Below are 18,190 nucleotides of genomic sequence, written 5' to 3'. Positions count from 1 at the left end.
GCCCGGCACGATGAAAGGTGAAGGCTTCATGCCGACGATTAACCAGTTGATCCGCAAGGGTCGTACCATCCAGAAGGCCAAATCGAAGGTCCCTGCGATGGACGCGAATCCCCAGAAGCGCGGCGTTTGCACGCGCGTTTACACCACCACCCCGAAGAAGCCGAACTCGGCGCTGCGTAAGGTCGCCAAGGTGCGCCTCACCAACAGCCGCGAAGTCATCAGCTATATTCCGGGTGAAGGCCACAACCTGCAGGAGCACAGCGTCGTGCTGATCCGCGGCGGCCGTGTGCGCGACCTTCCGGGTGTGCGTTACCATGTGCTGCGCGGCGTGCTCGACACGCAGGGCGTCAAGGATCGCCGCCAGAGCCGTTCGAAGTACGGCGCCAAGCGTCCCAAGTAAGCTGGATCGTCGGACGTGCGCGGCCCGCAATGAGGCACGCGCCCCGCTCTATTAAAGGATAAGAATATGTCCCGTCGTCGTCGCCCCGAAAAGCGCGTCATCCTGCCCGATCCCAAGTTCGGTGATCTGGTTCTCTCGAAATTCATGAACAGCGTCATGCTGGACGGCAAGAAGTCGGTCGCAGAGCGCATCGTCTACGGCGCCCTCGACAATGTCGAAGCGCGCATGAAGACCGACCCGCTCGCGCTGTTCCACGAGGCTCTCAACAACATCAAGCCGGGCGTCGAAGTGCGTTCGCGTCGTGTTGGTGGTGCCACCTACCAGGTTCCGGTCGAGGTTCGCCCCGATCGTGCCCAGGCCCTCGCGATCCGCTGGCTCATCGGCGCCGCGCGTGCCCGCAGCGAGAAGACCATGGCCGCCCGTCTTTCGGGTGAGCTGATGGACGCGTCGCAGAACCGCGGCAATGCCGTGAAGAAGCGCGAGGACACGCACCGCATGGCCGAAGCGAACCGCGCCTTCAGCCACTATCGCTGGTAGCAGACATTCAAATGTAACGGGCGGCCGCCATGGGGCGGCCACCCACTAAATTCCGGAGAAGTTTCCATGGCCCGCAGCCATCCCATCGAGCGCTACCGCAATATCGGTATCATGGCGCACATCGACGCCGGTAAAACGACCACGACCGAGCGTATCCTTTATTACACCGGCAAGTCCTACAAGATCGGCGAAGTCCATGACGGCGCCGCCACGATGGACTGGATGGAGCAGGAGCAGGAGCGCGGCATCACCATCACGTCGGCCGCGACGACCACCTTCTGGAAGGCCAATGACGGCCAGGGCGAAGAGCATCGCATCAACATCATCGACACCCCGGGCCACGTCGACTTCACGATTGAAGTCGAGCGTTCGCTCCGCGTGCTCGACGGTGCGGTCGCCGTGTTCGACGGCGTTGCCGGTGTCGAGCCGCAGTCGGAGACTGTCTGGCGCCAGGCCGACAAGTACAAGGTCCCGCGGATGTGCTTCATCAACAAGCTCGACCGTACCGGTGCCGACTTCTATTATTGCGTGAACTCGATCGTCGAGCGTCTCGGCGCGACCCCGCTCGTCCTCGCGCTGCCGATCGGCGCCGAAGACCAGCTCAAGGGCATCGTCGACCTCGTCGAGATGCGCGGCGTGGTGTGGGAAGACGAAAGCCTCGGCGCGAAGTTCAACTATACCGACATTCCGGCTGACATGGCCGACAAGGCCGCCGAATATCGCGAGAAGCTCGTCGAGCTCGCCGTCGAACAGGACGACGATGCGATGATGGCCTATCTCGAAGGCGAACAGCCCGACACGGCGACCCTCAAGTCGCTGATCCGCAAGGGCACGCTGGCCCGTGCGTTCGTGCCCGTGCTGTGCGGCTCGGCGTTCAAGAACAAGGGCGTCCAGCCCCTGCTCGACGCCGTTGTCGAATATATGCCGAGTCCGATCGACGTCCCGGCCATCGAAGGTATCGTTCCCGATACCGAAGAGACCACCAAGCGTCCTTCGAGCGATGACGAGCCCTTCGCGGCGCTCGCCTTCAAGATCATGAACGACCCGTTCGTCGGCTCGCTCACCTTCGCGCGCATCTATTCGGGCAAGCTCTCCAAGGGCTCGGTCCTGAACACGGTGAAGGACAAGAAGGAAAAGATCGGCCGCATGTTGCTGATGCACTCGAACAACCGCGAGGACATCGAAGAAGCATTCGCCGGCGACATCGTCGCGATTGCGGGTCTCAAGGACACTACGACGGGTGACACCCTGTGTGCCGAAAAGGCGCCGGTCATCCTCGAGCGCATGGAATTCCCCGATCCGGTTATCGAACTGTCGGTGGAACCCAAGACCAAGGCCGACCAGGAAAAGATGGGCATCGCGCTCAACCGCCTGGCCGCCGAGGATCCCTCGTTCCGCGTCTCGACCGATCACGAATCGGGCCAGACCATCATCAAGGGCATGGGCGAACTGCACCTCGACATTCTCGTCGACCGCATGAAGCGCGAGTTCAAGGTGGAAGCGAATGTCGGTGCGCCGCAGGTGGCCTACCGCGAATCGCTCAAGAAGCCGGTCGAGCTGACCTACACCCACAAGAAGCAGTCGGGTGGTTCGGGTCAGTTCGGTGAAGTGAAGGTTGCGCTGACCCCGGGTGAGCGCGGTGCCGGCATCACGTTCACCGACAACGTCAAGGGCGGTAACATTCCCAAGGAATATATCCCGTCGGTCGAGAAGGGCATGCGCGAAACCGCCGAAACCGGTTCGCTCATCGGCTTCCCGATCATCGATTTCGACATCGAACTTCTCGACGGTAAGTATCACGACGTCGACTCGTCGGCGCTGGCCTTCGAAATCACCGGTCGTGCCGCGATGCGCGAAGCCGCGCAGCGCGCGGGCATCAAGTTGCTCGAGCCGGTCATGAAGGTTGAAGTCGTGACCCCCGAAGACTATCTCGGCGACGTGATCGGCGATCTCAACAGCCGCCGTGGTCAGATCCAGGGCACCGACAGCCGCGGTAACGCACAGGTTGTCAGCGCCCATGTCCCGCTGGCGAACATGTTCGGCTACATCAACGAGCTGCGCAGCTTCACCTCGGGTCGTGCCCAATATTCGATGCAGTTCTCGCACTATGATGAAGTGCCGCAGAACGTCGCGGACGAATTGAAGGCCAAGCTGGCGTAACGGGACTAGCGTTCCTGCAAAATACTCGTTAAGGGCGCTCCGTCTCCTAGGGCGGAGCCCGCCCGGAACATCAAAAGAAGAAGACTGAAAAGAGGCGTATAATGGCGAAGGCAAAATTCGAGCGGAACAAACCGCACGTTAACATCGGCACCATCGGTCACGTCGACCATGGTAAGACGTCGCTCACCGCGGCGATCACCAAGACCCTGGCGGAAGCCGGCACGTCGGAAGCTGTCGATTTCGCAAACATCGACAAGGCTCCGGAAGAGCGCGAGCGCGGCATCACCATCTCGACGGCACACGTCGAGTATGAGACCGAGAACCGTCACTATGCGCACGTCGACTGCCCGGGTCACGCCGACTATGTGAAGAACATGATCACCGGTGCCGCCCAGATGGACGGCGCGATCCTCGTGGTGTCGGCCGCTGACGGCCCGATGCCGCAGACCAAGGAGCACATCCTGCTCGCCAAGCAGGTCGGCGTTCCGACCATGGTCGTGTGGCTCAACAAGGTCGACCAGGTCGACGATCCCGAGCTTCTCGAACTCGTCGAGCTCGAAATCCGCGAAGAACTTTCGAAGCGCGACTTCGACGGCGACAACATTCCGATCATCGCCGGTTCGGCGCTTGCTGCCCTCGAAGACAGCAACCGTGAAATCGGTCAGGACGCCATCCTCAAGCTGATGGCTGCCGTCGACGAGTGGATCCCCGAGCCGGATCGTCCGCTCGACAAGGACTTCCTGATGCCGATCGAAGACGTGTTCTCGATTTCGGGTCGCGGCACGGTTGTCACCGGCCGTGTCGAAACCGGCATCGTCAACGTTGGCGACGAAGTCGAAATCGTCGGCATCAAGGACACTACCAAGACGACCGTCACCGGCGTCGAAATGTTCCGCAAGCTGCTCGACCAGGGCCAGGCTGGCGACAACATCGGTGCGCTGATCCGCGGCGTCGGCCGTGAAGAAGTCGAGCGTGGCCAGGTTCTGGCCAAGCCGGGTTCGATCACCCCGCACACCGACTTCGAAGCCGAAGTTTACGTCCTGTCAAAGGACGAAGGCGGCCGTCACACGCCGTTCTTCGCGAACTATCGTCCGCAGTTCTACTTCCGCACCACCGACGTGACGGGTGAAATCACCCTTCCGGAAGGTACGGAAATGGTCATGCCGGGCGACAATGTTTCGCTGGGTGTCAAGCTGATCGCTCCGATCGCTATGGACCAGGGTCTTCGCTTCGCCATCCGTGAAGGCGGTCGTACCGTCGGCGCGGGGGTTGTCGGCAAGATCACGGCGTAATATAGGCGTCAACAATTCGGGGGCCGGTGATTCGGTTCATCGGCCCCCGCATTTTTTAAGAGGCCCCCCGAGGCCGGTTCGCCAGGAGCGAACCAGAAGCGGGAAGGTCCAGTAAGGCCCGGTTCAGCTAGGTTGCGCTATGAAACGCAATCAGAAGAACAGGGTCTTCACTTTGTCAGTTTTAACTTGTTGGCTCCCAAGGGCGATACGCGCCTGGAAGGAGCTTGGCTCTTTCGCATCGGTATACGGACATGGAAACGCAGAATATTCGCATTCGTCTTAAAGCATTCGACCATCGCGTGCTTGATCAGGCCACTGGCGACATCGCCGACACGGCTCGTCGCACGGGCGCACTCATTCGCGGGCCCATTCCGCTGCCGACGCGCATCGAGAAGTTCACCGTGAACCGCTCGCCCCACGTCGACAAGAAGTCGCGCGAGCAGTTCGAGGTCCGTACCTACAAGCGCCTGCTCGACATCGTGCAGCCGACCCCGCAGACGGTCGATGCCCTGATGAAGCTCGATCTTGCCGCAGGGGTGGACGTAGAGATCAAACTGGCCTAAAGGGCCACCAACTCAGCCACTTGGTTGATTTGATTCTGGTTGTTTTGGCCCCTCGGGTCATTACCGCCACAGCCGGTTTCGGCCGGAGGAAAGTATAGGGATACCGCACGGCCATGCCGTGGGCTGCGTCCCCCGCCTCCTTCCCATCGGAAGGAACGACCCGAAGCGGGGGTTCGCATACATTGATGGGTCCAAGCACGTGTCACACGAGGTGATGCGTGCCTCTGATGGGAGTATGAGATCATGCGCACTGGCGTGATCGCGAAGAAAATGGGGATGACCCGCCTGTTCCAGGAAGACGGTCGGCACGTGCCGGTTACCGTCCTCCACGTGGACGGCCTCCAGGTTGTCGCCCGCCGCGAACAAGAACGTGACGGCTATAATTCGGTTGTTCTGGGTGCTGGCAAGGCCAAGTCCAAGAACGTCAACAAGCCGCAGCGTGAAGCCTTCGGCAAGGCCGAAGTCGAACCGAAAATGAAAGTCGCCGAGTTCCGTGTCGATGAAGACGCGCTGCTCGACGTTGGTGCCAACATCACCGCCGACCATTTCGTCGCCGGCCAGCTGGTCGATATCCAGGGCGTGACCCAGGGTAAGGGCTTTGCCGGTGCGATGAAGCGTTGGGGCTTCGGTGGTCTGCGCGCCACGCACGGCGTCTCGATCTCGCACCGTTCGCACGGTTCGACGGGTAACCGCCAGGATCCGGGCCGCGTCTTCAAGAACAAGAAGATGGCCGGTCACATGGGTGCCCGCACCCGTACGCAGCAGAACCTCATGATCGTCCGCACGGACGTCGATCGCGGCCTCATCTTCGTGAAGGGCTCGGTGCCCGGCTCGAAGGGTGGCTGGCTGATGATCACCGACGCGGTCAAGGTTCCGACCCCCGACAATGTGCCGTTCCCGGCTGCGATGCGTCGCAACGCCGACGAAGTGGCATCCGAAGAAGCACCTGCCGGCATGATCGAAAGCAATGCCGAACAGGAAGCCGCACCGATGCCCTCCGACGCTGAAGTCGCAAAGATTGCGGCCGAGCAGGAAGCCGGCGCGGAAGTGAAAGAAGCTGGTTCGGACGAGGGCGCCAAGCCCGAAGCCGACGAAGGCAAGGAAGGCTAAGCGATGAAGGTCAAGGTACAGACCCTCGACGCCAAATCGGGTGGCGACATCCAGCTCAACGACGAGATTTTCGGCGTCGAGCCGCGCGAGGACATCCTCCACCGCGTTGTCACCTGGCAGCTCGTCAACCGCCGCGCCCCGGCGCGTGCGACCCGCGAGCGCTCGGACGTCAACCGCACCGGCAAGAAGTACGGCAAGCAGAAGGGTGGCGGCACGGCCCGTCACGGCGACCGCAAGGCCCCGATCTTCATCGGTGGTGGTAAGGCGCACGGCGCGCGTGCCCGCACCTTCACCTCGAGCCTCAACAAGAAGGTTCGCGCCCTCGGCCTGAAAATGGCCCTGTCGGCGAAGGCGAAGAACGGCAAGCTCATCGTGCTCGACAATCTGGACATGAACGGCGACGCCAAGACCAAGGCGCTGGCGACCAAGCTCGAGAAGCTCGGTTTCGGCACCACCAACCTGGTCATTGACGGCGAAGCGCTGAACGTCGGGTTCGCCCGCGCCAGCGCCAACCTCAAGGGCATCAACCTGATGCCGGCGATCGGCGCCAACGTCTACGACATCCTGCGCCATGACACGCTGGTCCTGACCCGCGATGGCGTCGAGAAACTGGAGGCCCGCTTCAATGGCTAAGCAGAAGAAAGCGGTCGAGAACCGTCACTATGACGTGATCCTCGCGCCCCACATCACCGAAAAGTCGACCATGGCTGCCGAACATAATGCGGTTGTCTTCAAGGTCGCCGGTGACGCCACCAAGCCGCAGATCAAGGCGGCGGTGGAAGCCCTCTACGAGGTCGAAGTCACCAAGGTGAACACCATTGTCCAGAAGGGCAAGACGAAGCGCTGGCGGGGTCGCCCCTACAAGCGCACCGACGAGAAGAAAGCGGTCGTGACCCTGAAAGAGGGCCAGATGATCGACTATACGAGCGGGGTCTAAGGAACCATGGCACTCAAGGCATATAAACCGACGAGCCCTGCGCGCCGCGGGTTGATCCTCGTGGATCGCTCGGCGCTGCACAAGGGCAAGCCCGTCAAGGCGCTGACCGAAGGCAAGACCAAGACCGGTGGCCGCAACAACAAGGGTCACGTGACCTCGCGCGGTATCGGTGGCGGTCACAAGCAGAAGTATCGCATCGTCGACTTCAAGCGTCGCAAGTACGACGTCGAAGGCACGGTCGAGCGTCTGGAATACGACCCCAACCGTTCGGCGTTCATCGCGCTCGTCACCTATACCGATGGTGAGCAGGCCTACATCCTGGCGCCGCAGCGCCTCGCGCCCGGCGACAAGGTCGTCGCTGGCGAGAAGGTTGACGTGAAGCCGGGTAACGCGATGAAGATCGGCCAGATGCCGGTCGGTACCATCGTCCACAATATCGAGCTGAAGCCCGGCAAGGGTGGCCAGGTGGCGCGTGCTGCCGGCACTTACTGCCAGGTCGTCGGCCGCGATAAGGGCATGGTCATCGTCCGCATGAACTCGGGCGAACAGCGTTACATCCGTTCGGACTGCATGGCTTCGGTAGGTGCGGTGTCGAACCCGGACAACTCGAACACGACGCTGGCCAAGGCGGGTCGTACCCGCTGGATGGGCAAGCGTCCGCTCACTCGTGGTGTCGCGAAGAACCCGGTCGATCACCCGCACGGTGGTGGTGAAGGCCGCACCTCGGGCGGTCGCCATCCGGTGACCCCGTGGGGCAAGCCGACCAAGGGTGCGCGCACTCGTAAGAACAAGGCGACGGATAAGTACATCATCCGTTCGCGTCACGCGAAGAAGAAGGGCTAATCGATATGGCTCGTTCCGTTTGGAAAGGTCCCTTTGTCGAACTGTCGCTCCTGAAGAAGGCGGAAGCCGCGCAGGAGCAGTCGAACGCCAAGCCGATCAAGACCTGGTCGCGTCGTTCGACGATCCTGCCGCAGTTCGTGGGGCTCACGTTCAATGTCTACAACGGCAAGAAATTCGTGCCGGTCGCCGTCTCGGAAGAGATGGTCGGCATGAAGCTTGGTGAATTTGCGCCGACGCGCTTCTTCCCGGGCCACGCCGCCGACAAGAAGGGTAAGCGCTAATGTCGAAGGCGAAATCCCCCCGCAAGGTTGCCGATAACGAGGCGATTGCCGTCGGCACCATGATCCGTGGTTCGAGCCGCAAGCTCAACCTCGTGGCCGGGCTCATCCGCGGCCGCAAGGTCGAGGACGCGCTCAACATCCTCAAATTCTCGCCCAAGGCGATGGCCGAGGATGCCTACAAGGTGCTCGCGAGCGCCGTGGCCAATGCGGAAAACAACCACAACCTCGATGTCGACGCACTGATCGTGGCCGAAGCCTCGGTCGGCAAGTCGCTCACCATGAAGCGTTTCGCGACCCGCGCGCGCGGCCGTTCGACCCGGATCGAAAAGCCGTTCAGCCGCCTGCGTGTCGTCGTTCGCGAGCAGGAAGAAGCCTAATGGGTCACAAAAGCTCCCCGATCGGCCTGCGTCTGCAGATCAACCGCACCTGGGACTCGCGCTGGTTCGCCGAGGGCCAGGACTATGGTCAGCAGCTGCTCGAGGATCTCAAGATCCGTCGGTTCATCATGAAGGAACTGCCGCAGGCGGCGATCTCGAAGGTCGTGATCGAACGTCCGGCCAAGCTGTGCCGCATCTCGGTCTACGCTGCCCGTCCCGGTGTCATCATCGGCAAGAAGGGTGCGGACATCGAGAAGCTGAAGAAGCAGCTTTCGAAGATGACCGACAGCGAAGTCAGCCTCAACATCGTCGAAATCCGTAAGCCGGAAATCGATGCGCGCCTGGTGGCGCAGGGTGTGGCCGACCAGCTCGAGCGTCGCGTCGCTTTCCGTCGTGCCATGAAGCGTGCCGTCCAGTCGGCGCTGCGTCTCGGCGCGGAAGGTATTCGTATCACCTGTGCCGGCCGTCTCGGCGGTGCGGAAATCGCGCGTACCGAATGGTATCGCGAAGGCCGCGTCCCGCTGCACACGCTGCGCGGTAACGTCGACTATGCCGAAGCCGAAGCGCACACCGCTTATGGCGTCTGCGGCATCAAGGTCTGGGTCTTCAAGGGCGAGATTCTCGGCCACGACCCGCTGGCGCAGGAAAAGCTGATGATGGAAGCGCAGACTTCGGGCGTCCGCCCGGCGCGCGACCGTCGCTAGAGGAATTGAACAATGCTGCAACCCAAGCGCACTAAATTCCGTAAGGCCTTCAAAGGCCGCATCCACGGCAACGCCAAGGGCGGCACCGAACTGAACTTCGGCGCCTACGGTCTCAAGGCTCTCGAGCCGGAGCGCATCACTGCGCGCCAGATCGAAGCTGCCCGTCGTGCGATCACCCGCCACATGCGCCGTCAGGGTCGCCTGTGGATCCGTATCTTCCCGGACGTGCCCGTTTCGAAGAAGCCGGCCGAAGTCCGCATGGGTAAGGGTAAGGGCTCGCCCGAATTCTGGGTCGCCCGCGTTAAGCCCGGTCGGATCCTGTTCGAACTGGACGGTGTTTCGGGTCCGCTTGCCAAGGCCGCTTTCGAGCGCGCTGCGGAAAAGCTGCCGATCAAGACCAAGGTCGTGGCCCGCCTCGGCGAGAGCCTGATCGAGGAGAAGAAGTAATGGCCAAGATCGACGATCTCAAAGCCAAGACCGACGACCAGCTCGCCGACGAGCTGTCGAGCCTGAAGAAGGAGCAGTACAACCTGCGCTTCCAGGCGGCCACCGGTCAGCTGGAAAAGCCCGCGCGTGTCCGCGAAGTCCGTCGCAGCATCGCGCAGATCAAGACCCTTCAGAACCAGCGCGCCGCCGAAGCGGCGAAAGCTGAATAGGAGACGATAGAATGCCGAAACGTATCCTTCAGGGAACGGTCGTCTCCGACAAGGGAGACAAGACGGTCGTTGTTCTCGTCGAGCGCCGGGTCAAGCACCCGCTCTACGGCAAGATCATCAAGCTGTCGAAAAAGTATCACGCCCATGACGAGAAGAACGAAATCCGTCAGGGCGAGACGGTGCGCATCGAAGAATGCACGCCGATTTCGAAAACCAAGAGCTGGAAAGTGCTCGATCGCGTGGCCAAGGCGGATCCCGCCGATGTGCCCACCGAAGCGTAAGGAAGGACTAGTCTGACATGATCCAGATGCAATCCAACCTCGACGTGGCGGACAATAGCGGTGCCAAGCGCGTCCAGTGCATCAAGGTGCTGGGCGGCTCGAAGCGCCGTTTCGCCACCGTCGGCGACACGATCGTCGTGTCGGTGAAGGAAGCCGCACCGCGCGGCAAGGTGAAGAAGGGTGACGTGCATCGCGCCGTCATCGTTCGCACCGCCAAGGACATTCGCCGCCCCGACGGGTCGGTGATCCGTTTCGACGGCAACGCTGCGGTGCTCGTCAACAAGAATGAAGAGCCTATCGGCACTCGTATCTTCGGCCCGGTCGTGCGTGAACTGCGCGCCAAGAAGCACATGAAGATCATCAGCCTGGCTCCGGAGGTGCTCTAATGGCCGCCGCGAAAATCAAGAAGGGCGACACCGTCGTCGTCCTGTCGGGCAAGGACAAGGGCAAGACCGGTGAAGTCACCCAGGTCCTGCCGAAAGAAGGCAAGCTGATCGTCGACGGCGTGAACATCATCACGCGTCACAAGAAGCCGACGCAGGTCGACCCCAATGGTGGCCTCGAGAAGCGCGAAGCTCCGCTTTTCGCCTCGAAGGTTGCTTTGGTCGATCCCAAGGATGGCAAGGCCACCCGCGTCCGTTTCGAGACCGTCGACGGCAAGAAGGTTCGCGTTGCCACGCGTTCCGGGGAGAAGATTGATGGCTAAGGATTACACCCCGCGCCTCAAGGCCGATTACGAAGACCGTATCGTCAAGGCGATGACGGAAAAGTTCGGCTACAAGAACAAGCATGAGGTCCCGGCCATCGAGAAGGTCGTGATCAACATGGGCGTCGGCGAAGCGACCCAGGACAAGAAGAAGGTCCAGAGCGCCGCCGAGGAAATGGAACTGATTGCCGGTCAGAAGCCGGTCATCACCAAGGCGAAGAAGTCGATCGCGCAGTTTAAGCTGCGTGAAGGCATGCCGATCGGTGCGAAGGTGACCCTTCGTCGCGACCGCATGTTCGAATTCCTCGACCGCCTCGTGACCATCGCGCTGCCGCGCGTTCGCGACTTTCGTGGCCTGAACCCGAAGTCGTTCGACGGCCGTGGCAACTATGCGATGGGCATCAAGGAACAGATCGTCTTCCCGGAAATCTCGTACGACAATGTCGACAAGGTCCGGGGCATGGACATCATCGTCACCACCACTGCGAAGACGGACGAAGAAGCGCGCGAACTGCTGCGTCTCTTCAACTTCCCGTTCCCCGCGGAAAACAAGGAGCCGGAGGCTGCGTAAATCGCAGTCTCTCGCCCGGAAGGAAGAGAGAACTTAAGTCATGGCGAAACTGAGTTCCGTGAACAAGAACGAGAAGCGCAAGAAGCTCGCGAAGCAATATGCTTCGAAATATGCGAAGCTGAAGGCGCAAGCGAACGACAAGTCGCTCGACGATACCGAGCGTCTCATCGCCCGCCTGAAGATGGCCGAACTGCCGCGCAACGCGAATCCGACCCGGATCCGCAACCGTTGCGAGCTGACCGGTCGCTCGCGCGGCTATTATCGCAAATTCCGTCTCTCGCGCATCATGCTCCGTGAACTGGCCAACAAGGGCCTGATTCCCGGCGTGACCAAGTCGAGCTGGTAAGGGGTAAATAGGATGGCAATGACCGATCCCCTGGGTGATATGCTCACCCGTATTCGCAACGGCCAGCAGGCGCGCAAGGATTCGATCCTGTCGCCCGCTTCCAAGCTTCGTGCCCGCGTCCTCGACGTGCTGCAGCGCGAAGGCTACATCCGCGGCTATTCGGAAGAAGAGCTTGCGGGTAAGGCAGGCCTGCGCATCGAACTGAAATATTTCGAAGGCCAGCCGGCGATCCAGCATCTGGCCCGCGTGTCCAAGCCGGGCCGCCGCGTCTACTCGGGTAGCCAGGAGCTGCCGCGTATCCGCAACGGCCTTGGCATCACCATCGTGTCGACCCCGCGCGGTGTCCTGTCGGACGCCGAAGCGCGCGAAAGCAATGTCGGCGGCGAAGTGCTGGCGGAGGTGTTCTAATGAGCCGTATCGGTAAAAAACCGGTCGCGCTGCCCGATGGGGTGACTGCCAAGACCGAGGGCCGCACGCTCTCGATCAAGGGCCCCAAGGGTGAGCTGGCCATGGAAATGATGGACGACCTCATCAAGTTCGATGTCGAGGACGGCCAGATTGCCGTGACGCCGCACAACATGTCGCAGCGTTCGCGTCAGGTCTGGGGCATGCAGCGTACGCTGGTGCAGAACCTCGTCGACGGCGTCACCGAAGGCTTCTCGAAGACTCTCGAGATCAACGGTGTCGGTTATCGTGCGCAGGCCCAGGGCAAGAAGCTCAAGCTTCAGCTCGGCTTCAGCCACGATGTCGATCTCGACGTGCCGGAAGGTGTCGAGGTGAAGACCCCGGACGCCACCACGGTGGAAGTCTCGGGCATCGACAAGCAGCTCGTCGGTCACTTTGCTGCGGAAATCCGCAAGTGGCGCAAGCCGGAGCCCTACAAGGGCAAGGGCATCAAGTATCGCGGGGAATATATTTTCCGCAAGGAAGGCAAGAAGAAGTAAGATGGCTAAACTGTCCCTCTTCGATCGCCGCCGTCGTCGTGTCCGCACGGCGCTCAAGGCGCGCTCCGCCGGTAAGCCGCGTCTGTCGGTTCACCGTTCGGGCAAGCACATCTACGCCCAGGTCATCGACGATGCCGCTGGCAAGACGATCGCTGCCGCCTCGACCCTCGACAAGGACGTCAAGGTCAAGTCGGGCGCCAACGTCGATGCCGCTGCAACCGTCGGCAAGACCGTTGCCGCCAAGGCCAAGAAGGCCGGCGTCGACAAGGTCGTCTTCGACCGTGGCGGATTCCTGTTCCATGGCCGCGTGAAGGCGCTGGCCGATGCCGCCCGTGAAGAAGGGCTGGAGTTCTAATATGGCTGACGAAAAGAAAACCGAAGAAAAGGTCGAAGAGACCAAGGCTCCGGAAGCGGCGGCCGAAACTCCGGCGACCGAAGACACGGCGCATGGCGAGCAGGCTCCCGGCGTTGCGGAAACCCCCGAGGTTGCTGCCGCGCAGGCCGAAGCCAATCTCAAGAATGCCGGCGAAAAGGCCGAAGCGCAGGCCCGCAAGGGTGGTCGCTCGAACCAGCGTGGCGGTGGCCGCGACAATCGTGGTGGCGGCCGTGGCCGTGGCCGTGGTCGCGACAATCGTCAGGACGATGGCGAAGAGCTGATCGAAAAGCTGGTCCACATCAACCGCGTCTCGAAGACGGTTAAGGGTGGTAAGCGTTTCGGTTTCGCCGCGCTCGTCGTCGTTGGCGACGGCAAGGGCAAGGCCGGCTTCGGTTCGGGCAAGGCCCGCGAAGTGCCGGAAGCGATCAACAAGGCGACTGCCGCTGCCAAGAAGGCAATGGTCCGCGTCCCGCTCAAGGAAGGCCGCACGCTGCACCATGACGGCAAGGGTCACTTCGGTGCCGGCAAGGTCGTGGTTCGCACCGCGCCTCCAGGTACCGGCATCATCGCCGGTGGTCCGATGCGCGCCGTTTTCGAAGCATTGGGTGTTGCCGACGTCGTGACCAAGTCGAATGGCACGGCCAACCCGTTCAACATGATCCGTGCGACCTTCGAGGCGCTCAAGGATCAGACCAGCCCCCGCTCGGTCGCGCAGCGTCGCGGCAAGAAGGTTGCGGACCTGCTGGGTCGTGGCGGCATGGACAAGGCTGAAGCCGAAGCCACTGCCGACGCAGTGACGGAGTAAGTCAGATGGCGAAGAACGACACCAAGAAGATCAAGATCACCCAGACGGGTTCGCCAATCCGCCGCGACAAGAGCCAGCGTGCCACGCTCGTCGGCCTCGGCCTCAACAAGATGCATCGCACTGTTGAAGTCGCAGCGACCCCGGAAGTCCTCGGCCAGGTGAAGAAGGTCCAGCACCTCGTCACCGTCGAAGACGCGTAACCCATTTGGCCGTTTTTCGCTGTCTCGTTCTCGGGGAGAATTTCCCCCTGATCGAAGACGGCGAGAAACGGCTCAAAGGCTTCTACGTCACACGATGGACTGAAGCTGAAGATGAAGGCGAAGCCGAGCAAGATGTCCTTGCGAAACTTCGAACTGACGAGCTGCTGGCCAGCTTGAAAGACCTTCGAGACGGAAGCGATCCGGAAGCTCGGATCACTTTCGAAGAGATAGACGAAGTAGAGAGATTTCCTGACGAACAAGGCGGCTTCGCCTGGTTTCCGATGGAAAGCGCGAACAAAAGCGAAAGCGAGTGCAATCATGAAAATCAACGAACTCAAAGACAATGACGGTGCCCGCAAGGGCCGCATGCGCGTCGGCCGTGGTATCGGCTCGGGCAAGGGCAAGACCGGCGGTCGTGGCCAGAAGGGGCAGAAGAGCCGCTCGGGTGTGAGTCTCAATGGCTTCGAGGGCGGCCAGATGCCGCTCCACATGCGCCTGCCGAAGCGCGGGTTCAACAACCCGTTCGGCAAGGACTATGCCATCGTCAATGTCGGCATGGTGCAGAAGGCCATCGACGAGAAGAAGCTCGACGGCAAGAAGACCATCGACCAGGAAGCGCTCAACGCGGCGGGCCTGACCCGCGGCGGCAAGGACGGCGTGCGCCTGCTCGGCAAGGGCGAACTGAAGGCCAAGGCCAAGTTCGTCGTCGCTGGTGCCTCCAAGGGCGCCATCGAAGCGGTCGAAAAGGCCGGTGGCTCGATCGAAATGATCGCGCCGAAGAAGGCCGACGACAAGGCCGACGCCTAAAAAGCTGACGGACAGGGGTGGGCAATCGCTCACCCCTTCCTATATCGGGCTTTCTTAGGGGGGGTGGCCAAGGTGAGTGCCGCCCGAAACGTATAAGGGATCCGCACATGGCGACGTCCGCCGATAACATCGCAGCCGGCATCAGCTTCTCTAGCTTCCAGAAGGCAACCGAACTCAAGCAGCGCTTGTGGTTCACGCTGGGCGTTCTCGTCCTCTTCCGTTTCCTCTCCTTCGTGCCGATCCCCGGCATCGATCCGCGCGCCTTGTCGGCGCTGTTCGACACGCAGCGCGGCGGCGTCCTCGATTTCTTCAACGCATTTTCGGGCGGCAGCCTGGAGCGCATGAGCATCATCGCGCTCGGCATCATGCCTTACATCACCGCCTCGATTGTCGTTCAGCTTGGTGCTGCGCTCCACGAACCGTGGAAGCAGCTCAAGAAGGAAGGCGAAGTCGGGCGCAAGAAACTCAACCAGTATACGCGCTACCTGACCGTCGCGCTGACCACCGTGCAGGGCTATGTCATTGCCACCGGTCTCGAAAGCCTCGGTGCCAACCAGGGCATCCAGGCAGTCGTCGATCCGGGCATGCTGTTCCGCGTCGCGGCCACCATCAGCCTCGTCGGCGGTACGCTCTTCCTCATGTGGCTGGGCGAACAGATCACGTCGCGCGGTGTCGGTAACGGCATTTCGCTGATCATCATGGCCGGCATCGTCGCGGTCATGCCGACCACGCTGGCGCAGCTGTTCGAACAGGGCCGCCAGGGCACGATCGATCCGATCCTGGTCGTGACCATCATGGTCATGCTGGTCGTCCTCACCCTCTTCATCTGCTTCGTCGAGCGCGCCCAGCGCCGCGTGCTGGTGCAGTATCCCAAGCGCGCCACCGCGCGCGGAATGATGCAGCAAGAGCGCAGTCACCTGCCGATCAAGGTGAATACGGCCGGCGTCATTCCCGCCATCTTCGCCTCGTCGATCCTGCTGATGCCGCTGACGGTGCTGCAGTTTGCCGGCGGCAACGTGGCCGATCCGAGCGCCTCGTCGAGCGACGTGCTCATCACCGTCTCGACCTACCTGCAGCGCGGCGCGCCGCTCTACCTGCTGCTCTACGGTCTCGGCATCGCCTTCTTTGCCTTCTTCTACACCTCGGTGCAGTTCAACTCCGAAGAAACGGCTGAAAACCTCAAGCGCGCTGGCGGCTTCGTGCCGGGCATTCGTCCGGGCAAGGCGACCGAGCAATATTTCGATTACTTGCTCAATCGCATCACCACCGTTGGCGCGGCCTACCTGGTGCTGATCTGCCTCATTCCGGAATTCGTCTTCACGACGTTGCCGGTGGCCAGCATCCTGCTCGGCGGCACCAGCCTGCTCATCGTCGTCAACGTGACGATGGACTTCGTGAGCCAGGTGCAGAGCCATCTGATCGCCCACCAATATGGCGATTTGATCAAGAAGGCGAAGCTCAAGGGTGGCGGTCGCCGCCGCTAGGCGCTAGCCCTGTCATCCAAGGGTAACGTTACAGGGGATTCGGCCCAGCCATGGATATCATTCTTCTCGGACCGCCAGGGGCCGGCAAGGGCACGCAGGCGCATCGTCTCGAAGACACGCGCGGCATGAAGCAGCTGTCGACCGGTGACATGCTCCGCGGCGCGATCGCGGCAGGCACCGAAGTCGGAAAGCAGGCCAAGGCCGTGATGGACCGTGGCGAGCTGGTCAGCGATGCCATCGTCTCGGCATTGATCGGCGAGCATCTGGAAGAAGCCGACAAGGGCGCCATCTTCGACGGTTATCCGCGCACCCAGCACCAGGCCGAAGCGCTGGAAATGCTGCTGGCCGATCGTGGTCGCAAGCTCTCCCACGTCATCGAACTCAAGGTCGACGAGGATGCGCTGGTCGAGCGCATCTGCGGCCGCTTCAGCTGCGCCAATTGCGGCGCGCTCTACCATGAGACGGCCAAGCCGCCGAAGGTCGAGCGCACCTGCGACGTATGCGGTAGCCACGACTTCAAGAAGCGCCCCGACGATAATGAGGAAACGGTGCGCAAGCGGATGGCCGAATATCGCGCCAAGACCGCGCCGATTCTTCCCTTCTACGAAGAGCAGGGGCTGGTCCGCGAAGTGAACGGCATGGGCACGGTCGAAGAAGTCGCCGCGGCCATCGACGCCATTCTCGACAGCTAGGCCCTTATCTGGACAGACGCGAAATTCTCGCCTACTTGAATGATCATTCAAGAGGGAGGTTTCGATGCGTTTCCTGACCATGATTGCCGCTGCGGGTATTGCGCTCGCTGCTAGCGTGACCCCCGCAAAGGCTGACGTTGTCAGCGTCGGGACCAACTCCTTCCATATTCGCCACACCGTCCCGCTGGTCGTCCCGGCGGAGCGTGCCTACACGCTCCTGACCGAGCCACGGCGCTGGTGGAATGGCGAGCATAGCTATTCCCTCAACGCAGACAATTTCTCGCTCGACCTGCGTCCGGGCGGCTGCTTCTGCGAGCGCTGGGACGGCAATTTCGTCGAGCATATGCGCGTCGTCGCGGTGACGCCGGGCGAATCCATCATTCTCGAGGGCGGGCTAGGGCCGCTACGCGCAGCCGGCGCATCTGGTGTGCTTGTCTGGTCGCTCGAAAATACCGGCACCGGGTCGCAGCTGGTGATGGACTTCAAGGTCACCGGCTTCGTCGCCAATGACGCCGAGCAATGGTCGGCCGCGGTCGATTATGTGATCGGGGAACAGGCGATGCGCTTTCGCGAGCGCGCCGCTCAATTGCCGCGCCGTTAGGTAACGCGCTCCAGCGTCACGAAGCGATAGGCGGGGTGGTCATCCTCCGCCGGATAATTCTTTGCCTCGGTCACCGCAAAATCGCGCATCTCGCACGGATCGCGCATGAAGGTGTCGCCCTCGGGTTCGGCGAGCACGTCGGTAAGCTCGATCCGCGAGACGTAGGGCAGGAAAATCTCGAAGACTTCGGCGCCGCCGATGATCCAGACCGGATCCTCCTTGGCGAGCTGGAACGCCTCGGCGAAATCATGTGCGACTTCGGCGCCCTTTCGCTTCCACTTCTCGTTGCGCGTGAGCACGATATGGCGGCGTCCGGGCAGAACCTTGGGCAGGCTTTCGAACGTCTTTCGCCCCATGATCATGGCGCCGTCCATGGTCAGCTCCTTGAAGCGTTTGAGGTCGGCGGGCAGGCGCCAGGGCAGGTCGCCATCCTTGCCGATGACGCCATTCTTGGCGCGTGCCACGATCATGTTGATGGGGGGTAGACTGGCCATACAGGCATTTATGCGGGTTTTGC

At 61.7% G+C, this 18,190-nt stretch carries 30 protein-coding genes; 29 read left to right on the top strand and 1 reads right to left on the bottom strand.

Annotated features, from left to right (window positions below; all coding sequences use genetic code 11):
- Nucleotides 1-28 precede the first annotated feature (28 nt).
- The 29 genes from rpsL (at nt 29) to NDO55_RS06515 (ending at nt 17,673) form a co-directional block, all read left to right on the top strand.
- Nucleotides 29-400 carry a 30S ribosomal protein S12 gene (gene rpsL / locus NDO55_RS06655; RefSeq protein ID WP_252113599.1) on the top strand — a complete coding sequence of 124 codons (372 nt, stop codon included), beginning with the start codon at nt 29-31 and terminating at the stop codon, nt 398-400.
- Nucleotides 401-466: 66 nt separating this feature from the next.
- On the top strand, nt 467-937 hold the full coding sequence (rpsG, locus tag NDO55_RS06650; protein WP_252113597.1) for a 30S ribosomal protein S7: 471 nt from the start codon (nt 467-469) through the stop codon (nt 935-937).
- Between the two features lie 66 nt (nt 938-1,003).
- Nucleotides 1,004-3,097, top strand: a complete 2,094-nt coding sequence (gene fusA / locus NDO55_RS06645) for an elongation factor G (RefSeq protein ID WP_252113595.1) — start codon at nt 1,004-1,006, stop codon at nt 3,095-3,097.
- A 101-nt stretch (nt 3,098-3,198) separates the two neighbouring features.
- Nucleotides 3,199-4,389, top strand: a complete 1,191-nt coding sequence (gene tuf / locus NDO55_RS06640; protein WP_252113593.1) for an elongation factor Tu — start codon at nt 3,199-3,201, stop codon at nt 4,387-4,389.
- 251 nt (nt 4,390-4,640) lie between these two features.
- Nucleotides 4,641-4,952: a 30S ribosomal protein S10 gene (gene rpsJ / locus NDO55_RS06635; RefSeq protein WP_028969184.1), complete on the top strand. Its 312-nt coding sequence runs from the start codon at nt 4,641-4,643 to the stop codon at nt 4,950-4,952.
- 243 nt (nt 4,953-5,195) lie between these two features.
- On the top strand, nt 5,196-6,062 hold the full coding sequence (gene rplC / locus NDO55_RS06630; protein WP_252113591.1) for a 50S ribosomal protein L3: 867 nt from the start codon (nt 5,196-5,198) through the stop codon (nt 6,060-6,062).
- A 3-nt stretch (nt 6,063-6,065) separates the two neighbouring features.
- On the top strand, nt 6,066-6,695 hold the full coding sequence (rplD, locus tag NDO55_RS06625; protein ID WP_252113589.1) for a 50S ribosomal protein L4: 630 nt from the start codon (nt 6,066-6,068) through the stop codon (nt 6,693-6,695).
- Complete coding sequence (locus tag NDO55_RS06620) at nt 6,688-6,999, top strand: 50S ribosomal protein L23 (protein WP_252113587.1); 312 nt, start codon at nt 6,688-6,690, stop codon at nt 6,997-6,999. Before rplD ends, NDO55_RS06620 begins: the two co-directional genes overlap by 8 nt.
- A gap of 6 nt (nt 7,000-7,005) precedes the next feature.
- Nucleotides 7,006-7,842 carry a 50S ribosomal protein L2 gene (gene rplB / locus NDO55_RS06615; protein ID WP_252113585.1) on the top strand — a complete coding sequence of 279 codons (837 nt, stop codon included), beginning with the start codon at nt 7,006-7,008 and terminating at the stop codon, nt 7,840-7,842.
- Between the two features lie 5 nt (nt 7,843-7,847).
- Entirely contained in the window at nt 7,848-8,123 is a 276-nt protein-coding gene (gene rpsS / locus NDO55_RS06610; protein ID WP_252113583.1) for a 30S ribosomal protein S19, read from the top strand.
- A complete protein-coding gene (gene rplV, locus NDO55_RS06605) occupies nt 8,123-8,500 on the top strand; it encodes a 50S ribosomal protein L22 (RefSeq protein WP_252113581.1) in 378 nt (125 codons plus the stop codon). Before rpsS ends, rplV begins: the two co-directional genes overlap by 1 nt.
- Entirely contained in the window at nt 8,500-9,204 is a 705-nt protein-coding gene (rpsC, locus tag NDO55_RS06600; RefSeq protein WP_252113579.1) for a 30S ribosomal protein S3, read from the top strand. The genes rplV and rpsC overlap by 1 nt, the downstream gene beginning before the upstream one ends.
- A 12-nt stretch (nt 9,205-9,216) precedes the next feature.
- Entirely contained in the window at nt 9,217-9,651 is a 435-nt protein-coding gene (rplP, locus tag NDO55_RS06595; RefSeq protein ID WP_252113577.1) for a 50S ribosomal protein L16, read from the top strand.
- Complete coding sequence (gene rpmC, locus NDO55_RS06590) at nt 9,651-9,860, top strand: 50S ribosomal protein L29 (protein WP_252113575.1); 210 nt, start codon at nt 9,651-9,653, stop codon at nt 9,858-9,860. The genes rplP and rpmC overlap by 1 nt, the downstream gene beginning before the upstream one ends.
- An 11-nt stretch (nt 9,861-9,871) precedes the next feature.
- Nucleotides 9,872-10,141: a 30S ribosomal protein S17 gene (gene rpsQ / locus NDO55_RS06585; protein ID WP_252113573.1), complete on the top strand. Its 270-nt coding sequence runs from the start codon at nt 9,872-9,874 to the stop codon at nt 10,139-10,141.
- 17 nt (nt 10,142-10,158) lie between these two features.
- The gene (gene rplN, locus NDO55_RS06580; RefSeq protein ID WP_252113571.1) at nt 10,159-10,527 is read left to right on the top strand and encodes a 50S ribosomal protein L14; all 369 of its coding nucleotides are present in this window, start codon (nt 10,159-10,161) and stop codon (nt 10,525-10,527) included.
- Entirely contained in the window at nt 10,527-10,847 is a 321-nt protein-coding gene (gene rplX, locus NDO55_RS06575) for a 50S ribosomal protein L24 (protein WP_252113569.1), read from the top strand. Before rplN ends, rplX begins: the two co-directional genes overlap by 1 nt.
- Nucleotides 10,840-11,418: a 50S ribosomal protein L5 gene (gene rplE, locus NDO55_RS06570; protein WP_252113567.1), complete on the top strand. Its 579-nt coding sequence runs from the start codon at nt 10,840-10,842 to the stop codon at nt 11,416-11,418. The genes rplX and rplE overlap by 8 nt, the downstream gene beginning before the upstream one ends.
- Before the next feature lie 40 nt (nt 11,419-11,458).
- Entirely contained in the window at nt 11,459-11,764 is a 306-nt protein-coding gene (gene rpsN / locus NDO55_RS06565) for a 30S ribosomal protein S14 (protein WP_252113565.1), read from the top strand.
- A gap of 12 nt (nt 11,765-11,776) precedes the next feature.
- Nucleotides 11,777-12,172 (top strand): 30S ribosomal protein S8, encoded by a 396-nt coding sequence (gene rpsH / locus NDO55_RS06560; RefSeq protein WP_252113563.1) that lies wholly within the window; start codon nt 11,777-11,779, stop codon nt 12,170-12,172.
- Nucleotides 12,172-12,708 carry a 50S ribosomal protein L6 gene (rplF, locus tag NDO55_RS06555; RefSeq protein ID WP_252113561.1) on the top strand — a complete coding sequence of 179 codons (537 nt, stop codon included), beginning with the start codon at nt 12,172-12,174 and terminating at the stop codon, nt 12,706-12,708. Before rpsH ends, rplF begins: the two co-directional genes overlap by 1 nt.
- A 1-nt stretch (nt 12,709) precedes the next feature.
- Nucleotides 12,710-13,063 (top strand): 50S ribosomal protein L18, encoded by a 354-nt coding sequence (gene rplR / locus NDO55_RS06550; protein WP_252113559.1) that lies wholly within the window; start codon nt 12,710-12,712, stop codon nt 13,061-13,063.
- A 1-nt stretch (nt 13,064) separates the two neighbouring features.
- A complete protein-coding gene (rpsE, locus tag NDO55_RS06545; protein ID WP_252113557.1) occupies nt 13,065-13,889 on the top strand; it encodes a 30S ribosomal protein S5 in 825 nt (274 codons plus the stop codon).
- Between the two features lie 5 nt (nt 13,890-13,894).
- On the top strand, nt 13,895-14,089 hold the full coding sequence (gene rpmD / locus NDO55_RS06540; RefSeq protein WP_252113555.1) for a 50S ribosomal protein L30: 195 nt from the start codon (nt 13,895-13,897) through the stop codon (nt 14,087-14,089).
- A gap of 5 nt (nt 14,090-14,094) precedes the next feature.
- Nucleotides 14,095-14,436 (top strand): hypothetical protein, encoded by a 342-nt coding sequence (locus NDO55_RS06535; RefSeq protein ID WP_252113553.1) that lies wholly within the window; start codon nt 14,095-14,097, stop codon nt 14,434-14,436.
- A complete protein-coding gene (rplO, locus tag NDO55_RS06530; RefSeq protein ID WP_252113551.1) occupies nt 14,408-14,896 on the top strand; it encodes a 50S ribosomal protein L15 in 489 nt (162 codons plus the stop codon). The genes NDO55_RS06535 and rplO overlap by 29 nt, the downstream gene beginning before the upstream one ends.
- Nucleotides 14,897-15,003: 107 nt before the next feature.
- Nucleotides 15,004-16,380 (top strand): preprotein translocase subunit SecY, encoded by a 1,377-nt coding sequence (secY, locus tag NDO55_RS06525; protein WP_252113549.1) that lies wholly within the window; start codon nt 15,004-15,006, stop codon nt 16,378-16,380.
- A gap of 50 nt (nt 16,381-16,430) precedes the next feature.
- Entirely contained in the window at nt 16,431-17,072 is a 642-nt protein-coding gene (locus tag NDO55_RS06520; RefSeq protein ID WP_252113547.1) for an adenylate kinase, read from the top strand.
- Nucleotides 17,073-17,136: 64 nt separating this feature from the next.
- On the top strand, nt 17,137-17,673 hold the full coding sequence (locus NDO55_RS06515; protein ID WP_252113545.1) for an SRPBCC family protein: 537 nt from the start codon (nt 17,137-17,139) through the stop codon (nt 17,671-17,673).
- Here the strand turns inward: NDO55_RS06515 and NDO55_RS06510 are convergent.
- The gene (locus NDO55_RS06510) at nt 17,670-18,167 is read right to left on the bottom strand and encodes a dihydrofolate reductase (RefSeq protein WP_252113543.1); all 498 of its coding nucleotides are present in this window, start codon (nt 18,165-18,167) and stop codon (nt 17,670-17,672) included. The genes NDO55_RS06515 and NDO55_RS06510 overlap by 4 nt on opposite strands.
- Between the last annotated feature and the right edge of the window lie 23 nt (nt 18,168-18,190).

The sequence above is a fragment of the Sphingomicrobium sediminis genome, from assembly GCF_023805295.1.
Taxonomy (GTDB): Bacteria; Pseudomonadota; Alphaproteobacteria; order Sphingomonadales; family Sphingomonadaceae; genus Sphingomicrobium; species Sphingomicrobium sediminis.
The sequence above is the reverse complement of the archived record's forward strand: the minus strand, read 5'-3'. Positions and strand labels throughout refer to the sequence as shown.

Coding starts and splice junctions, on each gene's coding strand:
- rpsL (WP_252113599.1), top strand. CDS start 29: ATGCCGACGATTAACCAGTTGATCCGCAAGGGTCGTACCATCCAGAAG.
- rpsG (WP_252113597.1), top strand. CDS start 467: ATGTCCCGTCGTCGTCGCCCCGAAAAGCGCGTCATCCTGCCCGATCCC.
- fusA (WP_252113595.1), top strand. CDS start 1,004: ATGGCCCGCAGCCATCCCATCGAGCGCTACCGCAATATCGGTATCATG.
- tuf (WP_252113593.1), top strand. CDS start 3,199: ATGGCGAAGGCAAAATTCGAGCGGAACAAACCGCACGTTAACATCGGC.
- rpsJ (WP_028969184.1), top strand. CDS start 4,641: ATGGAAACGCAGAATATTCGCATTCGTCTTAAAGCATTCGACCATCGC.
- rplC (WP_252113591.1), top strand. CDS start 5,196: ATGCGCACTGGCGTGATCGCGAAGAAAATGGGGATGACCCGCCTGTTC.
- rplD (WP_252113589.1), top strand. CDS start 6,066: ATGAAGGTCAAGGTACAGACCCTCGACGCCAAATCGGGTGGCGACATC.
- NDO55_RS06620 (WP_252113587.1), top strand. CDS start 6,688: ATGGCTAAGCAGAAGAAAGCGGTCGAGAACCGTCACTATGACGTGATC.
- rplB (WP_252113585.1), top strand. CDS start 7,006: ATGGCACTCAAGGCATATAAACCGACGAGCCCTGCGCGCCGCGGGTTG.
- rpsS (WP_252113583.1), top strand. CDS start 7,848: ATGGCTCGTTCCGTTTGGAAAGGTCCCTTTGTCGAACTGTCGCTCCTG.
- rplV (WP_252113581.1), top strand. CDS start 8,123: ATGTCGAAGGCGAAATCCCCCCGCAAGGTTGCCGATAACGAGGCGATT.
- rpsC (WP_252113579.1), top strand. CDS start 8,500: ATGGGTCACAAAAGCTCCCCGATCGGCCTGCGTCTGCAGATCAACCGC.
- rplP (WP_252113577.1), top strand. CDS start 9,217: ATGCTGCAACCCAAGCGCACTAAATTCCGTAAGGCCTTCAAAGGCCGC.
- rpmC (WP_252113575.1), top strand. CDS start 9,651: ATGGCCAAGATCGACGATCTCAAAGCCAAGACCGACGACCAGCTCGCC.
- rpsQ (WP_252113573.1), top strand. CDS start 9,872: ATGCCGAAACGTATCCTTCAGGGAACGGTCGTCTCCGACAAGGGAGAC.
- rplN (WP_252113571.1), top strand. CDS start 10,159: ATGATCCAGATGCAATCCAACCTCGACGTGGCGGACAATAGCGGTGCC.
- rplX (WP_252113569.1), top strand. CDS start 10,527: ATGGCCGCCGCGAAAATCAAGAAGGGCGACACCGTCGTCGTCCTGTCG.
- rplE (WP_252113567.1), top strand. CDS start 10,840: ATGGCTAAGGATTACACCCCGCGCCTCAAGGCCGATTACGAAGACCGT.
- rpsN (WP_252113565.1), top strand. CDS start 11,459: ATGGCGAAACTGAGTTCCGTGAACAAGAACGAGAAGCGCAAGAAGCTC.
- rpsH (WP_252113563.1), top strand. CDS start 11,777: ATGGCAATGACCGATCCCCTGGGTGATATGCTCACCCGTATTCGCAAC.
- rplF (WP_252113561.1), top strand. CDS start 12,172: ATGAGCCGTATCGGTAAAAAACCGGTCGCGCTGCCCGATGGGGTGACT.
- rplR (WP_252113559.1), top strand. CDS start 12,710: ATGGCTAAACTGTCCCTCTTCGATCGCCGCCGTCGTCGTGTCCGCACG.
- rpsE (WP_252113557.1), top strand. CDS start 13,065: ATGGCTGACGAAAAGAAAACCGAAGAAAAGGTCGAAGAGACCAAGGCT.
- rpmD (WP_252113555.1), top strand. CDS start 13,895: ATGGCGAAGAACGACACCAAGAAGATCAAGATCACCCAGACGGGTTCG.
- rplO (WP_252113551.1), top strand. CDS start 14,408: ATGAAAATCAACGAACTCAAAGACAATGACGGTGCCCGCAAGGGCCGC.
- secY (WP_252113549.1), top strand. CDS start 15,004: ATGGCGACGTCCGCCGATAACATCGCAGCCGGCATCAGCTTCTCTAGC.
- NDO55_RS06520 (WP_252113547.1), top strand. CDS start 16,431: ATGGATATCATTCTTCTCGGACCGCCAGGGGCCGGCAAGGGCACGCAG.
- NDO55_RS06515 (WP_252113545.1), top strand. CDS start 17,137: ATGCGTTTCCTGACCATGATTGCCGCTGCGGGTATTGCGCTCGCTGCT.
- NDO55_RS06510 (WP_252113543.1), bottom strand. CDS start 18,167: ATGGCCAGTCTACCCCCCATCAACATGATCGTGGCACGCGCCAAGAAT.